The organism is Paenibacillus naphthalenovorans (assembly GCF_001465255.1).
In the GTDB taxonomy this organism is placed as follows: domain Bacteria; phylum Bacillota; class Bacilli; order Paenibacillales; family NBRC-103111; genus Paenibacillus_G; species Paenibacillus_G naphthalenovorans.
This window is the reverse complement of the sequence record NZ_CP013652.1, coordinates 491053-509033: the sequence shown is the minus strand read 5'-3', so window position 1 is coordinate 509033 and position 17981 is coordinate 491053. Positions and strand designations below refer to the sequence as shown.

Genomic DNA, 17981 nt, shown 5'->3' with positions numbered 1-17981 from the left:
TGCGCGGCCACGACGCCATTGAACAAAAATAACCGGATTCCGCATCCGCGGAAATCCGGCTGTATTTCGCTAAATATTCAAGTCTTTACGTTTCCCAGTCACCATATAGATAACGCCTTCTCCGATGTTCGTCGTATGATCCGCTACACGCTCCAGGTAGAGAGCAGCCATCATCAACTGAGACAGCTGGCGGTTGCGGCCGGGGTCGTTATTCATCATCCCTATGATTTCATCAACTACGGAGCTGTAGAGCTTATCGACTTGATCATCCTTTTCCGCTAGTGCGGCGGCACGGTGAATGTCCCGCTCAGTGTAAGCCAGCAGGCTTTCATGAAGCATATCCTTCGCCAGCAGTGCCATATTGGGGATGATTTCAAGCGGCTTCACAAGCGCATCTCCCGACATGCGGATCGCAATTTTCGCGATATCTACCGCATGATCTCCAATTCGTTCAAGGTCCGTCGAAATTTTGAGCGCCATACCGATAATCCGCAGGTCGCTCGCCATCGGCTGCTGCAGCGCAATCAGACGCAGGCAATTTTCCTCGATCCGAAGCATCAGTTCGTCGATCCGGTCGTCCTGCTCGATGATTCTTCTTCCCAGCTGTTCATCCCTTGCTCCCAGAGCCTCTACCGCCAGGGAGATGTGGTTTTCAACCAGCCCGCCCATTTTGAGCAAATCCTCTTGCAACTCTTCTACTGCCTGGTGAAAATTGGATCTTGTATCCATAAAAGCAGCTCCTTTATAGAATGATCGATTAACCGAAACGGCCGGTAATATAATCTTCTGTTCTTTGGTCCGTCGGCGTCGTGAAGATTTTTTCCGTCTGGTCGGATTCGATGACTTCACCATTCAGGAAAAAGGACGTATAATCCGAGATTCTCGCCGCTTGCTGCATGTTATGAGTCACGATAACAATCGTATATTTATCGCGCAGCTCGCGGATCAGCTCCTCAATTTTCAAAGTAGAGATCGGATCCAGCGCGGACGTCGGTTCGTCCATGAGCAGAATCCTGGGATTTACCGCCAGCGCCCGGGCGATGCATAGACGCTGCTGCTGTCCCCCCGACAAGCCGTAGGCGGACTTTTTCAGATTACCGTTGACCTCGGTCCATAACGCGGCCGCCTTCAAGCTGCTTTCGACGATGTGGTCGAGCTGCTCCTTGTCCTTGATGCCGTGAATGCGAGGACCGTAAGCAATATTTTCGTAGATCGATTTGGGAAAAGGATTAGGCTGCTGAAACACCATGCCTATATTTTTGCGCAGCAGCTCTACGTTGACGTCCGGATCATAGATGTTCTGGCCGTCGATAATTACGTTTCCTTCTATACGTATGCCTTTGATCATATCATTCATGCGATTTAATGTACGGAGCAGGGTGGATTTCCCGCAGCCGGACGGGCCGATAAAGGCGGTGATGGAATTTTCTTGTATTTCCATATCGACATTCTTCAGAGCATGGAACTCGGAGTAATACAGATTCAATTTATTGATGCTTACAATGGACATATCATGCTTTCCTCCTGTGGCCCGTTGGTTTACAACTTCTTCTGATATTTATTGCGTAAATAAATGGCGAATGCATTCATGCTAAGCAGCATGATCAGCAGGACAATAATGCCGGCCGCAGCCACATTTTGAAACTCCGCTTGCGGTTGGCTTGCCCAGTTGTAAATTTGAATCGGCATTACCGTAAAGCTGTCAAAAGGCGATTTAGGCAAAAAAGCGATGTAAGCAACGGCTCCGACGACGATGAGGGGCGCCGTTTCTCCAATCGCCCTGGACATCGAAAGAATGGATCCGGTCAATATCCCCGGAAGTGCGGAGGGCAATACAACCCGTACAATCGTCTGCCAACGGTTGGCCCCCATAGCGAACGAGGCATTGCGAAGCGATTGAGGTACCGTTCTGATCGCTTCCTGGGATGCGACGATGATAATGGGCAGCACCAGCAGCGTCATCGTCAGCGCCCCGGACAATAAGCTGCGCTCCAGCTGGAGCATCCGAACGAACACGGTTAATCCAAGCAATCCGTAAACGATCGAAGGGACGCCCGCCAGGTTAGCGATATTCGTTTGAACCAGACGGCTGAAGCGCGTATCCTTGGCGTACTCCTCCAAATAAATTGCGGTCGCGACACCGATAATGAATGTCAACGGCGCGGTGATCATCATCAACCAGAATGTGCCGACCAAGGCGGCCTTGATCCCGGCATTTTCCGGGATTCGGGATGCATAACTCGTCAAAAACTGCCAATCCAGCCACCCCGCCCCTTGAACAATCACTTGTATTAACAATAAAGCGAGCGCTAAAATCCCAAAGCAGGTGGAGACAAAAAACAACTGATGAAAGAACTTATTTTTTCTGTTCCTTTGAGCGACATGCTGCATGCTTTCTTTCGTTGCCATCAGTATTCCTCCCTGAACCTTTTGGAAATCGTTCTCGCCAGAATATTCATCGCTAGTGTCATAACAAATAAGGTAATCCCTACGGCATAAATGGTCATGTATTCTACAGAACCGTAACTTGTATCTCCCGAGCTGACAGAAACGATATAAGCAGTAAGGGTTTGAATGCTTTGCAAAGGATTATAAGCCATTTGGGCCAAATTTCCCGCGGCCAGGGTGACAATCATCGTTTCCCCTACGGCACGGGACAGGCCGAGCACGAAGGAAGCGATAATCCCCGACAAGGCAGCAGGCACTACGATTTTAAGAGCAACCTCCAACTTTGTAGACCCCAGCGCGTAAGCGCCGTTGCGGAGCGAATTAGGAACGGCCATCATAGCATCCTCACTGAGGGAGCAAATGATGGGAATGATCATGATCCCCACGACAATGCCCGCGCTGAGCGCATTAAAGATTTCCGTTTGCGGGATAATGAATTGTAATACCGGAGTTACAAAATTTAATGCGAAAAAACCGTAAACGATCGTAGGAATACCGGCCAATATTTCCAGAATCGGCTTTACGATATTCCGTACTTTCGACGGCGCATACTCGCTTAAATAAATCGCGCTCCCCAGTCCGATCGGAATCGCCACGATGCTTGCAATCAAGGTGACAAGCAGGGTTCCTGTCACAAGCGGCAGTACTCCAAATTTCGGATCGGAGAAAAGGGGCGTCCATTCCGTCCCGGTAATAAACTGCCAAAATGGGACTTCTCTAAAGAAACCGAGCGACTCGAATACGAGAATCAAGACGATACCTACTGTTGTAAGAATGGAGATAACAGCAAAAAAAGCTAATATTTTGGGTATTAGCACGTCCGACGAAATCATACTTTTTTTCTTTTTGTAATTCACTCTCGGTGTTTTCATTTCCATAGCTTAACCCCCGTGTAAAGCAATGATTTTGGCAAACCCGCGGCTTCCTGCGCATATGATCGCTTAGGTGCCGCGGTTTTTAAACCAAAATCATTCTGCTTGATGGTTTACTTCAGTGCTTCCAGGTTTTTATTGATAACATCTTGAGGAAGCCTGATGTAATCAACTGCTTCAACCATTTTAGCGCCTTCTTCGCTGTTATAGTATTTCAGGAATTCTTTAATGTGAGGCTCGGCGATGGCTTTCTTCGTCGGGTACACATAAAGATAACGGGACAATGGAGCATAAGTCATATTTTCGATGGTCTCCTTGGTAGGTGCTACCGCAGGAGAGTTAGCGTCTTTCTTAATAGCTACAGCATTCAAAGTAGCTTCATTCGCTTTGTAGTAAGAGAAACCGAAATAACCCATTGCAAATTCGTCGCCTTGTACGCCTTTAACCAATACATTGTCGTCTTCGGAAGGCGTATAATCCGAACGGGACTCTTTCGCTTTACCATTGATCGCTTCCGTGAAGAACTCAAACGTACCGGATGCCGTACCGGGACCATACAGCTTGATTTCTTTATCCGGCCACTCAGGACGAACATCGCTCCATTTTTTTACCTGGCTGTCTTTGGACCAGATTTTCTTCAATTCTTCCACTGTCATTTCTTTGGCAAAGGTATTTTTCTTATTAACCACAACCGTGACACCGTCAAGAGCAATCGGCATTTCAACAGCTTCCGTGTTTTGTTTTGCCTTCAATTCTTCCAATTCTTCAGGCTTGAATTTTTTGGACATGTCCGCGATATGAATTTCCCCGGCAAGCAGCTTCTTGACTCCGTTGCTGGATCCGGATTCACCTACCGTAATTTTTACGTCTTTATGCTTTTTCATAAATTCTTCAGCTACGGCTTGAGAGATAGGGAACACTGTGGAAGAGCCGTCGATTTTGATTTCGCCTTTCAGGCCTTCCGGAGCAGGAGCTGTTTTACCGTCAGATGGCGCCGCGCCTTGGTTCGGCTGGCTTTCCGTTTGTGTTCCGCATGCGGCCAGAGATAATGCCAAAACGATAGAAGATAATGCGAGTGTACCTTTACGTGCAAAACCTTTAAACAACATGACCACTCCTCATAATTTTTGTTTGTCGTTCACAATGACCATGTTACGCCCCTTTTGTTTTCGTCAGTTCAAAGATTTGTTAACGGAATGTAAAAAATATCGAAATCTATGAAATGGACGGTGATACCATCCTTTGAAATCAGCGTTTTTTCGCCAGGTTTTACAAAAGATTTACATTGTACGAACCTGGATTTAATTATTCCATAGTACATTCGTAGTATATACACAAGACAACCGATATATGGAGGGTACTATGAAGAGACTAAAAAGCATCAGAGATGTGCGGTTACCTATGAAAACAAAGCTGATTATGACATTTTCTTTTATTACGCTTCTCTTTGCCGGAGTTTCGGTCTTTAATCTATGGCAAGTAGACAGCATCAAGCAGCATCTCCAATATCAGAACGAGCAGACGGATAAACAAAAGTTGGCTCTGCAGTTAAAGCAGCAGGCTAATTCGCTGGCTTCCATCTATGCGGCTTATGTGTTGACCAAAAAAACCGAGCTGATTGATACATACAATAAGGAAAAAGAGGAATTTTTGCGGTCGGTGGAAAGGATGGCTCTTACCGCATCCAACGCGGATGAACGCAATTGGAGCGCCAAGCTGACGAACACCTCCAAAGAATTTGCAGGCACTTTCGATAAGGCGCAGCAGATTGTGATGAACTCATCGCTCCAGTCTCAAGAGATGGACCAACAGTTGAAATCCGCGCATAATGAATCAGAGCTGTTTAAAGATTACATATTTGAACATGTTGATCTCTTCAATGAAGCTTACAATCAATACGCCTTGACGGCTGTGAGCAGTACCCATCGTCAATTGAATGATTCTGCCCGGTTTGCCGTTATCACAACCTTGCTCGTTACGATCATCAGCAGCATAACCGCATTTTTGCTCATCCGATCATTTATGAAGCCGATTCAGCGTTTGCAGCATGCTGTAATGCAGGTTGCCGAAGGGGATCTCCGCCATAAAATTAACAGTTCCTCCTCCGACGAGCTTGGCAGGCTCAGTCAAAGCTTCGATGAGATGATTGACCGAATCAAAGAAATGCTGTCGAATACTCAAACCGTTGCTTCATCCCTATCCAGACATTCGCGTTCCTTTCACGAGTTCTCCAGAGAAACCGCGGCCGCTAACAAGGACATCGTCCGGGCTATTCAGGAAATATCGTCAGGAAGCGAAGAACAAGCCCGTTTCTCGGAAAACAGTGCCTATATTATTACCGAAACCACCAGGGAAATACGTCAAATAACCGAATATACCGTGATGATGCAGCGCAAGAGTAAAGAAGCCTCATCCAATACCCATACGGGATCCCAAGTGATGGAAGGGTTGAAATCAGCCGCAGAGCAATCCGAAAAAGTACTGCATCAGGTTTATCTGACGATGGAAACCTTATCCCGCAGCTCCGCCCGAATCGGTAAAATCGTCGGAAGCATTACCGAAATATCCGCCCAAACCAATGTACTGGCGCTGAATGCGGCCATTGAAGCGGCCAGAGCGGGTGTGCACGGCAAAGGGTTTTCCGTGATCGCGGATGAAGTGCGGCAGCTTTCGGCTCAAACCAACGAATCCTCCAAAACAATCACCCGGATCGTGCAAACGCTGCAGGCGCAAATAAGCGAGATGGAAGCTTCGTTAAACGAGATGAAGCTTTCTTTCGAGAACCAGACCGGCAAAATTAACGAAAGCATGGACGCGTTTATGGACATCCGACTATCTATGGATGAGCTTTCAGACCATATTGAACAGATACATACCCTTGTTTCCGCAGCAGAAGACAAAAACAGCAAGCTTGCCTCTTCCGTGCAGCACATTGCCGCCATCGCTCAGGAAACGGCCGCCGGCGTCGAGGAAGTGAATTCGGCATCGCAGCATCAGGATTCGGCCATTCACCGGATCGCTTCACAATCCGACGATATATTATCACTCGCTCAGCAGTTATTCGATGAAATCAACCGATTCAAAATTTCCGACGGGACGGAGATACTCGATCAAAGCGTAATCGAGAAACCAAACCCCGAAGAGATGATCATTGCACCAGAAGCGTCCGAGGAACACAGCATACGAGAAAACAGAGTGTCGGTCTAACGGTCTGTTGGGCTGAAAATCCATCTGTCGCGCCTGTGGAGAGACGCGACCACCCTTGGGGTGATTTTGGCTTAACGGACATCCCATTCCCGGCGTTTCTTCAATGGTATGGTCGTGGTTGCAACGCAAAACACCCTGCTCGATACAAAAATCGAACAGGGTGTTTTTGGACATTAGTTGAAATATACGGCTTTACCGGTCTTGGAGGACTCGTAAATGGCCTCGAGAATTTCGGATACGACGCACGCCTGCTCTGGCGTTACGACAGGATCGATATCTTTCTCAATGGCCTCCAGCCACAAACGCGCTTCCAAATCGGCCGGGCTTTCCGTCTGGCCGTCATAGAAATCTACGCCTTTGGCATCCAATTGGATCTCATTCATGTAGAGCCGGCTGTGCTTCTCGCCGTTAATCCGAAGCCCGTCGAGCATATCGGCCCCGCCTTCCGTGCCGCACAGCGTCGTTTTGGCCTCTCCGGTCTGCAGCATATTGATCGCCCAGCTGGATTCCAGCATGATCGTTGCTCCATTTTCCATTATAATCATACCGAAGGCCGAATCCTCTACCGTAAATTTTTTCGGATCCCACGGTCCCCATGCATTCGCTGCGTTTTCTTTTTTGGAGAGCTTGTGGAATGCCGTTCCAAGCACAACCTTCGGCTTGTAATTGTCCATCATCCACAGCGTCAAATCCAGCGCGTGAGTACCAATATCGATAAGCGGCCCCCCGCCTTGCTTTTCTTCATCCAAGAACACGCCCCAGGTCGGAACGGCGCGGCGGCGGATCGCATGCGCCTTCGCGAAATAAATGTCCCCGAGTTCACCGTCGGAGCAAACGCGTTTTAGATATTGGCTGTCCGGACGGAAGCGGTTCTGATAACCGATCGTCAGTTTTTTGCCCGTGCGCTTTGCAGCTTCAACCATGCGTCTGGCGTCGGCAGCGGTTTTGGCCATCGGCTTCTCGCACATGACATGCTTGCCGGCCTCCAGGGACGCGATGGAAATATCCGCATGAGAATCATTAGGCGTACACACATGTACGATATCAATGGAACGATCCGCAAGCAGCTCACGATAGTCCGTATATACTTTGGCGTCTTCCGTCCCAAACTTCTTAGCCGCGTCTTGCGCTCTTTCTTCCACAATATCGCAGAAGGCCACCATTTCCGCATTGGGCTGATTTTTCAAAGCGGGCATATGCTTGCCGGTTGCAATTCCGCCACAACCGATAATTCCGATTCTATAGACTTTAGACATTGTAACAACCTCCCTGATTCCACAAATCGTAATGTTCTTCTGATTAACTCTGAAGTATAGTATAGACAAATTGATCTCAAAAAGATATTTCATATCTGGCGCTACTTTTATACGATTTTGTCTTTTCCATTTTAGGCAAAAAAAGAAGACCGGCCCGATGCCAGTCTCCTTTATTCCAGGTTTTATCCTTTTTTAGCTGCCGCATGAACAAGCTTGTAACCTACACCGCGAATCGATTCGATTTGGACGGATTGCTGGTTCATTTCCAATTTCTTCCTCAGCGAACTGACATGTACATCTACAGTCCGCTGTCCTCCGATATAATCAAAGCCCCATACAATATTCATCAGGTCATCCCGTGTAACTACAACACCGGGACGCTGCACAAGATGAAGCAGCACCTCAAATTCCTTGGGTCTAAGCGGAATGGATTCGCCATGGAGGATCACTTCGTATTTCTCCGGATAAATCTTCAGCTCCCCTACAGTAATGACTTTATCATCATTTCCGGACTTGTCCGCAAATGCATCATCCGACAAGGTGCGGCGAAGTACCGCCGATACGCGAGCAAGAAGCTCCGCTACTCCGAAAGGCTTTGTAATATAATCGTCAGCGCCGTATTTAAGCCCTTGAACAATCTCCTCTTCGGCATTGCGCGCAGTCAGAATGATAACGGGCGTTTTAATTCCTTTTTGCCGCAATCTCGACAAAATTTCAAAGCCATTCATTCCCGGAAGCATGATGTCCAGAATAATTAAATCAAACGGCTGATGCAGGGCGGCCTGCAAACCGTCGCTGCCATGATCGATGACTTTGGTATCATAGCCTTCTTGCGTCAAGTTGTAAGAAAGCAATCTGGCTAACGTAGGCTCATCCTCTATGACTAATATTTTATGTGACATGGGAAAACCCCCAACCCCATTCTATATTTCATACTAATCATAGCATGAATTGTTGACAAATTGTTAAGAAGCTTTTGTTAAGATTTTGTAAAGCTCCCGGTGTTACTGGATTAACGGCAGCTCAACGATAAACTTGGTGCCGACGAAGACCTCGCTCTCCACACGGATCGTGCCTTTGTGCAGCTCAACCAAATGCTTCACGATCGACAGCCCGAGTCCCGTGCCGCCTGAGCTTCTCGACCTGGCCTTGTCCACGCGGTAAAAGCGCTCGAATATCCGCGGCAGGTCCTTCTTCGGGATGCCAATCCCCGTATCCGAAATCGTAAACCGGACCGTGTCCACCTCTCCAGCCTCCGAACCGCTGGCCAGCTGTTCTACCTTCACCTTCACCTTGCCTCCTTCAGGCGTGTAGTTGATGCCGTTGGAGAGCAGGTTGATCAGAATTTGACGCAGCCGATCCTCATCCGCTTCCATGTAGACGTCTTCCGGCACCTCCATCTTCAGTTCGATCGATTTCTTCTCGGCCTCCGTTTTCATCACATGAAGGCAGTTTTCAACAAACGATTCGAGATGGACCGGAGAGAACTGAAGCGGTATCCGTTTGGACTCAATTTTGGACAGCTCCAGAATATCTCCAATCAGCCGGTTTAACCGTTCACTTTCATCAAAGATGATTTTCAGAAACGACCTGGCTGTCTCTTTGTCATCGAGCGCTCCGGCGAGCAGCGTTTCTGCAAAGCCCTTGACTGAGGCGATCGGCGTCTTCAGCTCATGCGATACATTGGCCACGAATTCGGAACGCATTCTCTCCAGTCTCCGCACGGATGTAATGTCATGCAGAACAATAAGCATCCCGGCCCACTGGTTATTCGACTGAAAGATCGGATTCAGGTTGATCTCCAGTATGCGCTCTTCCGGAAAATAAAAGATCATTTCATCACGAATATTTTCCCGGGTATCGATACATTCCTGTATGAGCTGCGTAAATTCGATCTGCTGCTTGGCTTCGTCGAACTTTTTCCCTAACAGCTCTTTGGAGGAAAAACCGAGAAATTCTTCAGCTGACCGGTTAAGCAGAACAATCTTCCCTTCCCCATCGATCATGACAACGCCGCTAATCAAATTCTCCAGCACGTTTTTGAGCCGGTTTTCATCTTCCAGAATGCGATTCATCTGCAGCTGCAAACTATCCGCCATATGGTTTATCGCATCGCCGAGCTTGCCGATTTCATCTTTTTTGTTCAGTTGTACGCGATACTTGTAGTTCATGTCCGTAATTTGCTGTGCCACACTGGTCATCAGCTCGATCGGTCTGGTAATGCCATAAGCGATACGGTAGCTGAGCAAGCCCGCGATGGCAAACACCGTCAAAAGGCCGCCAATCAGCATAAGCCAAACGTTACGGATCGATTTCTCCACTTCTTCAAGACTCATGGCTAACCGCAGGTAGCCGATCGTTTGGCCCTGGTCCTTGACCGGAACGGCGGCATAAATCATGTTTCGGTTCAATGTGCTGCTGTAACGCGTGACAAAGCCTATTCCCGACGATTCCGCATCGATAATTTCCTCCCTGTTCAAATGATTCTCCATCTGAGAAGGATCTTTATCGGAATCGCCCAGCACTTTGCCGTCCGCACGGATAAAGGTAACCCGCGCATCGGCCGATTTCTTAAGCTTAGCGGCCATATCCGAATAATAATGAATTTGTTCGGATTCCGGACCCTGTCTGTTCCAGTTCATCGTGACCAGCAAGATGCGAAGTTCCCGCTCCATATAAGTAGTAAGGGTATTAATATGGGATCGCTCCATCATTTGAGCTACAAAAATACCCGCGATCAGCACCGAAGAGCCGATCAAGGCAATAAAAATCAGGGTTAACCGTGTCCGGAACTTGTTCATCAATGAAGTCATCCTCCCGCAGCCGAGGCCATACGCTTCAAGAAAAAACTCCCATTTACAAAGAATTTCCTGTATGGGGCAAATTTCATTCATGTGTATTTCTTCCAAAGGACATATCACTCTATATCGTACCTGTTCCGGAAGTGGAACTCCAGTTATTTTTTTGTAAAGAAAGGGGCCAACCTGTGAATGAGTGAGGCGCAGCCCTATTTCATTCTCCTGTCATAATAAAGAGCCCCAAGTATAACAGATACCGGGGCTCTCATGGCTTTATAGGTTATAACCGTATAGAAGTTCTTTACGATTTTATGCGAATACAGGTTCTTTGAACTGGGCCAGCTTATCGCGCGAATCCATCTCAACATCAGCGTGCAAGCTGTTTCCGTGGGAATCCATCGTGACGATGGCCGCAAAGCCCTCAGTCTGCAGGTGCCACATCGCTTCCGGTATACCGAACTCCAAGAAATCGACGCCTTCCACCTTTTTGAAGCATTGCGCATAATATTGGGCGGCGCCGCCAATTGCATTCAAATATACGGCACCGTGCTCTTGAAGCGCCTTGAGCGTTTTCGGACCCATTCCGCCTTTACCGATGACAGCACGAATACCGAATTTTTTGATGATATCTCCTTGATAAGGCTCCTCGCGAATACTTGTAGTCGGTCCGGCCGCTTTCACAACCCACTCGCCATTCTCATCTTTGGCCATGACGGGTCCGCAATGGTAAATGACAGCGCCGTTCAGATCGATTGGAGAATCATGGTCCATCAAATATTTGTGCAGCGCATCCCGTCCCGTATGCATAGGTCCGTTGATGATGACCACATCCCCTACGCGAAGCTGGCGAATTTGCTCTTCGGAAATCGGCGTCTGCAGCACGATTTCGCGGCGCTCCTGCTGGCCTGCCGCCGCGGCTGCCGGCTCGTCCTTTTGCATCGGCAGCTCCTCGCCCTTAGGATAAACCCAATCCGTAATCTCGCCGGTGCTCTGATCAATCAGCACGCCCTGTCTGCGGAACGCCCAACAGTTGTAGGCCACCGATACGAAGAAGCTGGCCGGCAAACGGTTCATGACTCCGATCTTACAGCCGAGCAATGTGACTTGACCGCCGAAGCCCATCGTACCGATGCCGAGTTTGTTGGCGTTTTCCATCACATATTCCTCAAGCTTGCGGAGCTCTTCATTCGGATTCACGTCGTCCACAGCACGGAACAACTGATGCTTGGCCAGTTCGTAACCCGTTGTACGGTCACCGCCGATGCCTACTCCGATAAAGCCTGCGCTGCAGCCCTGCCCCTGCGCTTGATATACGGCATGCATAATACATTTGCGGATACCGTCCAAATCACGTCCGGCTTTGCCGAGTCCTTCCAATTCAGTCGGAAGACTGTATTGGATATTTTTATTTTCACAGCCGCCGCCTTTAAGGATCAGCTTGACTTCGATCACGTCCTTTTCCCACTGTTCAAAGTGGATAACCGGAGTGCCCGGGCCGACATTATCGCCGCTGTTCGCCCCGGTCAAGGAATCGACCGAGTTCGTCCGCAGCTTGCTGTCCTTGGTAGCTTGAGCAACCGCCGCTATAATTTGTTTTTTCATCTCGATCTGGTTAGCTCCGACCGGTGTATGTACGATGAATGTCGGCATTCCCGTGTCTTGACAGATCGGAGATACGTTGCACTCCGCCATATGAATATTGTCAGCGATGGTGGAGAGGGATAGCGCAGAACGCGTGCCTGCGTCTTCTTTGGCCCGGGCGTTCTGAATCGCTTGGCGCACGTCGGCCGGAAGGTTCGTGGACGTTTCGACGATCAGTTTATAAATGCTCTCTTGAAAATGCTGCATGATGTAGAAAAACTCCTTTCGATTCGTAAAAAGAAACTTTCTATTATAAAACTACACAACTCTCTTAATAATAGCATATTACCGCCGGTACCAAAATATCGTTTTCATCAGGCCGCATCCCCGGTGTACTGAGAATCCGGACGAGCAATCAGCGGACAAATCGTGTATAATCCTACTATAGCAGAGCTTCTCAGGATCATATTTCCGGTGCAGGAACGGAAGCATAACGGCCTGCTTGACCAATCGTATAGAAAGCTATTCTCTATTAGGATGATGATAGAATGGACAGCCACTTTTTTGCCTATATGTACCGGCTTCGGTATATCGAACGCTGGAGTCTGATGAGAAACATCGTCAAGGAGAATGTTGCCGAGCACTCGTTTCATGTTGCGATATTGACCCATGTTTTGTGCACAATCGCAAACGAGGTATTTGAGCGGCAGGTGCCGACGGACCGTGTGGTCAGCATGGCCCTGTTTCACGATGCCACCGAGGTGTTTACAGGCGATATACCGACTCCGGTAAAACATCACAATCCGAAGATTTTGTCCAACTTCCGCGAGATCGAGCATTTGGCCGCCGAGCGGCTGCTTGACATGGTGCCGGAGCCGCTTCGAAGCGTCTATGACCCGCTTATCGGTATGAAGACGGAAGCCGACGCGGAGTTGAAAAAATACGTCAAAGCCGCAGATCTTCTGGATGCCTATCTGAAATGCGTCACCGAGCTGTCTGCAGGCAACCGGGAGTTCGCGACGGCGAAGAAGCAAATCAAAGCTTCGATGGACGCTATGAATATGCAGGAAATCCAATATTTTTTGCAGCACATGGCCCCCAGTTTGGAAAAAACGCTGGATGAACTGTAATGCAAGGCCCAAGGCCGGGGAATCCCGCCTTATGTGCACAGAAAAAAGACCGGGATGATGATCACCCGGTCTTTTAAAGTTCAGCACTTACCGCATAAACGGAAAATTCATCAATGTAAGAACGACGAAAAATAGAATACCGTTGATGAGGCTGAGCGTCTTGATCGAGCCGATTTGTTTGGGGATCGTGCTGCCAGATTCTTCGGCCAAAGCCAGCCTCATCCTTTTGCCCATGATCCCCGAAAGCGCCGCAATAGCCAGGAACAACACGATTGAAAGCACCATCCACAGTATGGAATAGGGAGCTTTACTCACCATATAGCCTCCGGTTAAGAATGCAATGATCAGCGCAAACTGCGCAGCGCGGTTCATCGCGAACAGCACATGCAAAAAACCGTACTGCGCCGTTGTGGAGTCCAGAGCCTGAACGCGCTGGGCCAGAAACGGGAGCAGCAGGTAAATCCCCATCATAACCGCACTTAACACATGCAAGTACAATATAAAATCCAGCATAATTCGTGTTTCCTCCCCAATTTTCCATTATTTTTGATTATTCCTAGTATAACGGAATGCGATGCCTTGAAGCAAATGAACCGGCAGCGCTACGCATGCTCGCTTATGCCCGCTTTGGCTGCCCTCTGATCCCGCCGCTTGGCCAGTATCACGAACAAGGATGGAACAACGATCAAGGTCAGCAAGGTCGAATAAAGCAAGCCGGAGATGATGGTGATGCCCATCGGCCGCCACAGGTTCCCACCCATGATGGTCATCGGAAGCAAGCCGCCGATCGCCGTTGCCGTCGTCAGCAATATGGGCCGCAGACGGGATTTCCCTGCTTCCGCCACAGCCTCGTACAGCGGAAGTCCGCGCTCCCTCGCCTGTTCTATGAATTCAATGAGAATAATCCCGTTCCGCACCACGATACCGGCCAGGCTGACCAGTCCCATCAGCGCCATAAACCCTATAGGCGACCCTGTCAGAAACAAACCGATGACCGCTCCTCCGGCAGCCAGATAAACGGTTGACAGAATCAGCAGCGGTATGGAAAGAGAATAAAACTGCATGACCATAATCACATAAATCAAAAGAAGAACGATCAAAGAGAGCATTCCGATGGAAGCGAACGCATCGTTGCGCTCCTCGTTTTCTCCGCCGAATTCGATGGAATAGCCCGCAGGCAGAGAATACTGCTGCAGCTTGACTTGAAGCTCCTTTACAATGTCATCCGCAAGACGATCCTGTACAAAGCTTCGAACCGTGATCGTACGGGTCAAGTTGCGGTGATGTATGGTTTGGATCATCCGGCTTTCCTTGATCACACCCAGTTCACCAATGGTAACGGTGCCGCCCTGCAGCGCAGGCACGTACATGTCTTTCATGGTTTCCACAGGATCATGGGTCTTCTTCTTTGCATACAGGGTCACATCAATTAAATCCTTACCTTTCTGCATCTCCGCCACCTCCAGACCCTCTGTGGCAATGCGAAGGGTCATGGAGAGATCGTTCTCGTTTACTCCAAATAGACTCAGCTTGGCCGGATCGGGATCAATCTCGACCGTGTTCATATCGTCTCCAACGTCGTCGGATACGCTGACCGTGCCCGGGATTTCCTCAAGCATGCCTTGGATGTCCGACGAGATTTGCCGAAGCTGTGACAGCTCTCCTCCGCTGATGCGCAAAGCGATCGGCGCTCCTACAGGCGGACCTTGCTCCAGCTCACGCGTCGTAATCTCCACATCAGGCGGGAACATCGCCTTGAGCTCTTCCCTCCATGCAGAAACCACTTCCTTCGTTTGAATGACCTTAGGATCAATCTTTACGAATAGCTGGCCCACATGAGTCCCCGATACATCGGCTTCGGAATAATAAAACTTTGGAGTGGAACGGCCTGCATACGACGAGACGAAACGTACACCCGGCTGCTGCCCTACCCAAGCTGCCGCTTTAGATACCGTATACTCGGTTTCCGCAAACAACCTGTTCTTTGGAAGCTTAATGTCGATCAGCATTTCTTCTTTCTCCGCAGGCGGGAAATACTGCACACCCAGCAGCGGAAGCAGACCAAAGGCGCTTGTTCCCACCAAAAGCGCGGCCATTCCTGTAAGCAGCGGTCTTTGCAAAAAGCGGTGAATCTGCTTGCTGTACACCATACTCAACCGCTGGATCTGTTTGCCGAGCAGACCGGGAGCCTGCTGTAATTCCAGATCGGCATGCGCCTTACGGGAAGTGTCGACGGCATCTGTCGATTGTAGGCTCCGGCGCCGTAGCCTGCGTTCGGCTGCCCATGTACGGAAAATGGGGATGATGGTAAGCGACATGGCCATCGACGCGGCCAACGTGAACGAGATCACTACAGGCAGCGGACGGATAAAGCTGCCGATATTTCCTTTCAAAAAGAACAGCGGCAGGAAAGCTGCGGCTGTGGCGATCGTCGCCGTCAGGATGGAGATGGCGACGTCACGGCTTCCTTCAAGCGATGCAGTCCGAGGGTCATCTCCCAGTTGGAGCCGGCGCTGAATATTATCGTTGACGACAATGGCGTCATCCACTAGAATTCCCAGCACAATCACTATCGCCACAATGGTGATTTGGTTTAAATCGATCCCCATAAATTCCACCGGAATAAAGCCGACCGTGATCGAAATCGGAATGGCCAGCGCAACGATCAGAGCGGTCCCGAACGCAAGACCCATCGAACAAACGACGATAACCGCCATGATGCCGATCAACAGCTCTTTTATCAGCTCTTTAAACAAATGATCCAGGCTTTCCTTCTGGGTAAAAAGCGATTGCAGCTCGACATTCTCCGGAAGCTTCGGCTTTAGCTCGGACACCTTCCGGTCAATCCGCTTTTGCAGATCCGGTATATCCGCGCCCTTTGCCGCATTGATAACCAAGTCCAGCGCAGGTTTCCCGTTATGTATGATGCTGACTTCCCTTTTCTTCGGCTGCAGCTTGACGTCGGCAATATCTCCGATTCTCAGCGTTTTTCCGCCCGGCAGACCGTAAATTTCCGTATTTGCGATATCCTCCGCCGATTTCCATTCTCCGCTCATGTTCACGAAATATTGCTTCGTGCCTTTATCGACCATTCCTAATGGAATACGATTCTGTTTGTTTTGAAGCGCCTGCGCCACGACTCCCCAAGGCAGCCGGAAGGTGTTCAGCTTGTCGGTATCCAGCGTTACAGCCACTTCCTGTTCCTGCAAGCCGACGATCTCTACATTGCTGACGCCAGGAACCGTGCCAAGCTGTTCTTTCCACATTTCCATGACCGGCCTGAGCGGTTCAAGCTCCTCGGGAGTCTCCACCACGAAATGGAGGATTTGCTCTGCAATCTTACCAAGATCGTCATTCACCTCTGGTTGATGCGCGTCCCGAGGCAGCTCGCTTGACGCGGATTGCACCTTCTGCCGCAGCGTGTCCCATGCCCGTTTGATGTCCGTATCCGCTTTGACCTCCACTTGAATGACCGAGACGTTCGCCGACGAAGTGGAGCTGACCACGGAAATATCGCTCATCTCCTTGATTTTATCCTCTAAAGGCCGGGTAATGAACTGCTCCACTTTTTCCGGTGAAGCTCCGGGATAAATCGTCTTGACAACCGCTACGGTCAGATCAATCTCCGGATTTTCCCTCTGCTTCATCGTGGATATATTGAATATGCCAAGCAGCACCGCCATGACAAAAAAAAGCAGCGTCACTTTTCGATACTTCAGGATTTTGCCGATCATCCCCCCTTCACATCCGTTCCCGGCTTGCAATTGATATTTACGCCGACCAATACCTCTGTGAGCGAGTCAATGTGCTCCGGACCGCATTTCCTCTCAACAAACCACTGGTACGCAGCCAACTCTACCATACCGATTTTGGCATATGCGGTCATTTCCAGCTGTTCATCCGTGTAGCCCGGATACGCCTGAAGCTGTACAAGCTTACCTTTGATAACGCTTGCCATTCTATCATAAAATAGCTTGTAAATATCGGCTATCTCAGGAGACGCGGAACCATGCTGGTTTATAATATTTAAAATCGTCCGGTTCTCATAGTAAATAACAAGCGTTTGACGGATGATCCGGTACAGCATTCGATCTAAATCAAAACCTTCCGTTACTGAAGGCCCTTGAGCCAAAGCGCCCACAATTTCATCCAGGCAAGCCTCGGCCACTTGGCGGAACATATCTTCTTTACTCTTGAAATATAAATAAAACGTTCCCTGCGCCATTCCCGCGTTCTGCACAATATCCGAAATTTTCGTGCTGTGGTAGCCTTTTTCTTCAAAAAGCTTAAGCGCCGATTTAATAATGCTGTCTCTCTTGTCTGCTGCCACGCCATTTCCCCCTATAAAAAATAAAATAGCAAAAACATGTTGTGAAAACATTTTGCAATTGAAATATTATGACTGACTAGTCAGTCATTTCAGATGGTAACATGATTTACCATTGATTTCAATAAGGGATTTACAAGAAAAACCGCGCCGCGGGCCACTACGCTGAAAATCGACCTTACAGAGAGGCTTTTTGCGTCTCCGCTCGCTGCTGCGCTGATTTTCAGCTTTGCAGCAGTCTCTAAAGAGAAAAGCGCCTCAAGGCGACTTCACAAATCTAGAGTGAAGGGCAGAATTTTCTGCCCCTCCTCATCAAACTTCAATTAAAAAACCAGCCTCCGGCAAGGGCCGGAAGGCTGGTT

Annotated in this window: 14 protein-coding genes; 2 read left to right on the top strand and 12 right to left on the bottom strand. The window is 49.1% G+C overall.

The window, feature by feature from the left end:
* Positions 1-69: 69 nt before the first annotated feature.
* From phoU to IJ22_RS02420, 5 genes are all read right to left on the bottom strand, one after another.
* Complete coding sequence (phoU, locus tag IJ22_RS02440) at positions 70-729, bottom strand: phosphate signaling complex protein PhoU (protein ID WP_054819151.1); 660 nt, start codon at positions 727-729, stop codon at positions 70-72.
* Between the two features lie 28 nt (positions 730-757).
* Positions 758-1510 (bottom strand): phosphate ABC transporter ATP-binding protein PstB, encoded by a 753-nt coding sequence (gene pstB / locus IJ22_RS02435; RefSeq protein ID WP_054819150.1) that lies wholly within the window; start codon positions 1508-1510, stop codon positions 758-760.
* Between the two features lie 29 nt (positions 1511-1539).
* Positions 1540-2409 carry a phosphate ABC transporter permease PstA gene (pstA, locus tag IJ22_RS02430; protein ID WP_062406990.1) on the bottom strand — a complete coding sequence of 290 codons (870 nt, stop codon included), beginning with the start codon at positions 2407-2409 and terminating at the stop codon, positions 1540-1542.
* Complete coding sequence (pstC, locus tag IJ22_RS02425; protein ID WP_062406988.1) at positions 2409-3326, bottom strand: phosphate ABC transporter permease subunit PstC; 918 nt, start codon at positions 3324-3326, stop codon at positions 2409-2411. Before pstC ends, pstA begins: the two co-directional genes overlap by 1 nt.
* 107 nt (positions 3327-3433) lie before the next feature.
* Positions 3434-4429, bottom strand: coding sequence for a PstS family phosphate ABC transporter substrate-binding protein (locus IJ22_RS02420; RefSeq protein WP_062406986.1), 996 nt, complete (start codon positions 4427-4429; stop codon positions 3434-3436).
* 253 nt (positions 4430-4682) lie between these two features.
* On the opposite strand from IJ22_RS02420, the gene IJ22_RS02415 reads away from it, so the two are divergent.
* Positions 4683-6527: a methyl-accepting chemotaxis protein gene (locus tag IJ22_RS02415; protein ID WP_062406985.1), complete on the top strand. Its 1845-nt coding sequence runs from the start codon at positions 4683-4685 to the stop codon at positions 6525-6527.
* 173 nt (positions 6528-6700) lie between these two features.
* On the opposite strand, the gene IJ22_RS02410 is transcribed toward IJ22_RS02415, so the two are convergent.
* The 4 genes from IJ22_RS02410 to IJ22_RS02395 all read right to left on the bottom strand — a co-directional run bounded on the left by IJ22_RS02410 (position 6701) and on the right by IJ22_RS02395 (position 12429).
* Positions 6701-7783, bottom strand: coding sequence for a Gfo/Idh/MocA family protein (locus tag IJ22_RS02410; protein WP_062406983.1), 1083 nt, complete (start codon positions 7781-7783; stop codon positions 6701-6703).
* Between the two features lie 182 nt (positions 7784-7965).
* Complete coding sequence (locus IJ22_RS02405; protein WP_054819147.1) at positions 7966-8685, bottom strand: response regulator transcription factor; 720 nt, start codon at positions 8683-8685, stop codon at positions 7966-7968.
* Positions 8686-8787: 102 nt separating this feature from the next.
* Positions 8788-10584: a two-component system histidine kinase PnpS gene (gene pnpS / locus IJ22_RS02400; protein ID WP_062406981.1), complete on the bottom strand. Its 1797-nt coding sequence runs from the start codon at positions 10582-10584 to the stop codon at positions 8788-8790.
* Between the two features lie 306 nt (positions 10585-10890).
* Positions 10891-12429, bottom strand: coding sequence for a fumarate hydratase (locus tag IJ22_RS02395; RefSeq protein ID WP_062406979.1), 1539 nt, complete (start codon positions 12427-12429; stop codon positions 10891-10893).
* Positions 12430-12710: 281 nt separating this feature from the next.
* On the opposite strand from IJ22_RS02395, the gene yfbR reads away from it, so the two are divergent.
* Positions 12711-13292: a 5'-deoxynucleotidase gene (yfbR, locus tag IJ22_RS02390; protein ID WP_062406977.1), complete on the top strand. Its 582-nt coding sequence runs from the start codon at positions 12711-12713 to the stop codon at positions 13290-13292.
* A gap of 87 nt (positions 13293-13379) precedes the next feature.
* Here yfbR and IJ22_RS02385 read toward each other — a convergent pair whose 3' ends face one another.
* The 3 genes from IJ22_RS02385 to IJ22_RS02375 form a co-directional block, all read right to left on the bottom strand.
* On the bottom strand, positions 13380-13805 hold the full coding sequence (locus IJ22_RS02385) for a hypothetical protein (protein WP_062406974.1): 426 nt from the start codon (positions 13803-13805) through the stop codon (positions 13380-13382).
* Positions 13806-13894: 89 nt separating this feature from the next.
* Complete coding sequence (locus IJ22_RS02380) at positions 13895-17026, bottom strand: efflux RND transporter permease subunit (RefSeq protein WP_062406972.1); 3132 nt, start codon at positions 17024-17026, stop codon at positions 13895-13897.
* Entirely contained in the window at positions 17023-17622 is a 600-nt protein-coding gene (locus IJ22_RS02375) for a TetR/AcrR family transcriptional regulator (protein WP_062406970.1), read from the bottom strand. The genes IJ22_RS02380 and IJ22_RS02375 overlap by 4 nt, the downstream gene beginning before the upstream one ends.
* Positions 17623-17981 lie beyond the last annotated feature (359 nt).

Coding starts and splice junctions, on each gene's coding strand:
- phoU (WP_054819151.1), bottom strand. CDS start 729: ATGGATACAAGATCCAATTTTCACCAGGCAGTAGAAGAGTTGCAAGAG.
- pstB (WP_054819150.1), bottom strand. CDS start 1,510: ATGTCCATTGTAAGCATCAATAAATTGAATCTGTATTACTCCGAGTTC.
- pstA (WP_062406990.1), bottom strand. CDS start 2,409: ATGGCAACGAAAGAAAGCATGCAGCATGTCGCTCAAAGGAACAGAAAA.
- pstC (WP_062406988.1), bottom strand. CDS start 3,326: ATGGAAATGAAAACACCGAGAGTGAATTACAAAAAGAAAAAAAGTATG.
- IJ22_RS02420 (WP_062406986.1), bottom strand. CDS start 4,429: ATGTTGTTTAAAGGTTTTGCACGTAAAGGTACACTCGCATTATCTTCT.
- IJ22_RS02415 (WP_062406985.1), top strand. CDS start 4,683: ATGAAGAGACTAAAAAGCATCAGAGATGTGCGGTTACCTATGAAAACA.
- IJ22_RS02410 (WP_062406983.1), bottom strand. CDS start 7,783: ATGTCTAAAGTCTATAGAATCGGAATTATCGGTTGTGGCGGAATTGCA.
- IJ22_RS02405 (WP_054819147.1), bottom strand. CDS start 8,685: ATGTCACATAAAATATTAGTCATAGAGGATGAGCCTACGTTAGCCAGA.
- pnpS (WP_062406981.1), bottom strand. CDS start 10,584: ATGAACAAGTTCCGGACACGGTTAACCCTGATTTTTATTGCCTTGATC.
- IJ22_RS02395 (WP_062406979.1), bottom strand. CDS start 12,429: ATGCAGCATTTTCAAGAGAGCATTTATAAACTGATCGTCGAAACGTCC.
- yfbR (WP_062406977.1), top strand. CDS start 12,711: ATGGACAGCCACTTTTTTGCCTATATGTACCGGCTTCGGTATATCGAA.
- IJ22_RS02385 (WP_062406974.1), bottom strand. CDS start 13,805: ATGCTGGATTTTATATTGTACTTGCATGTGTTAAGTGCGGTTATGATG.
- IJ22_RS02380 (WP_062406972.1), bottom strand. CDS start 17,026: ATGATCGGCAAAATCCTGAAGTATCGAAAAGTGACGCTGCTTTTTTTT.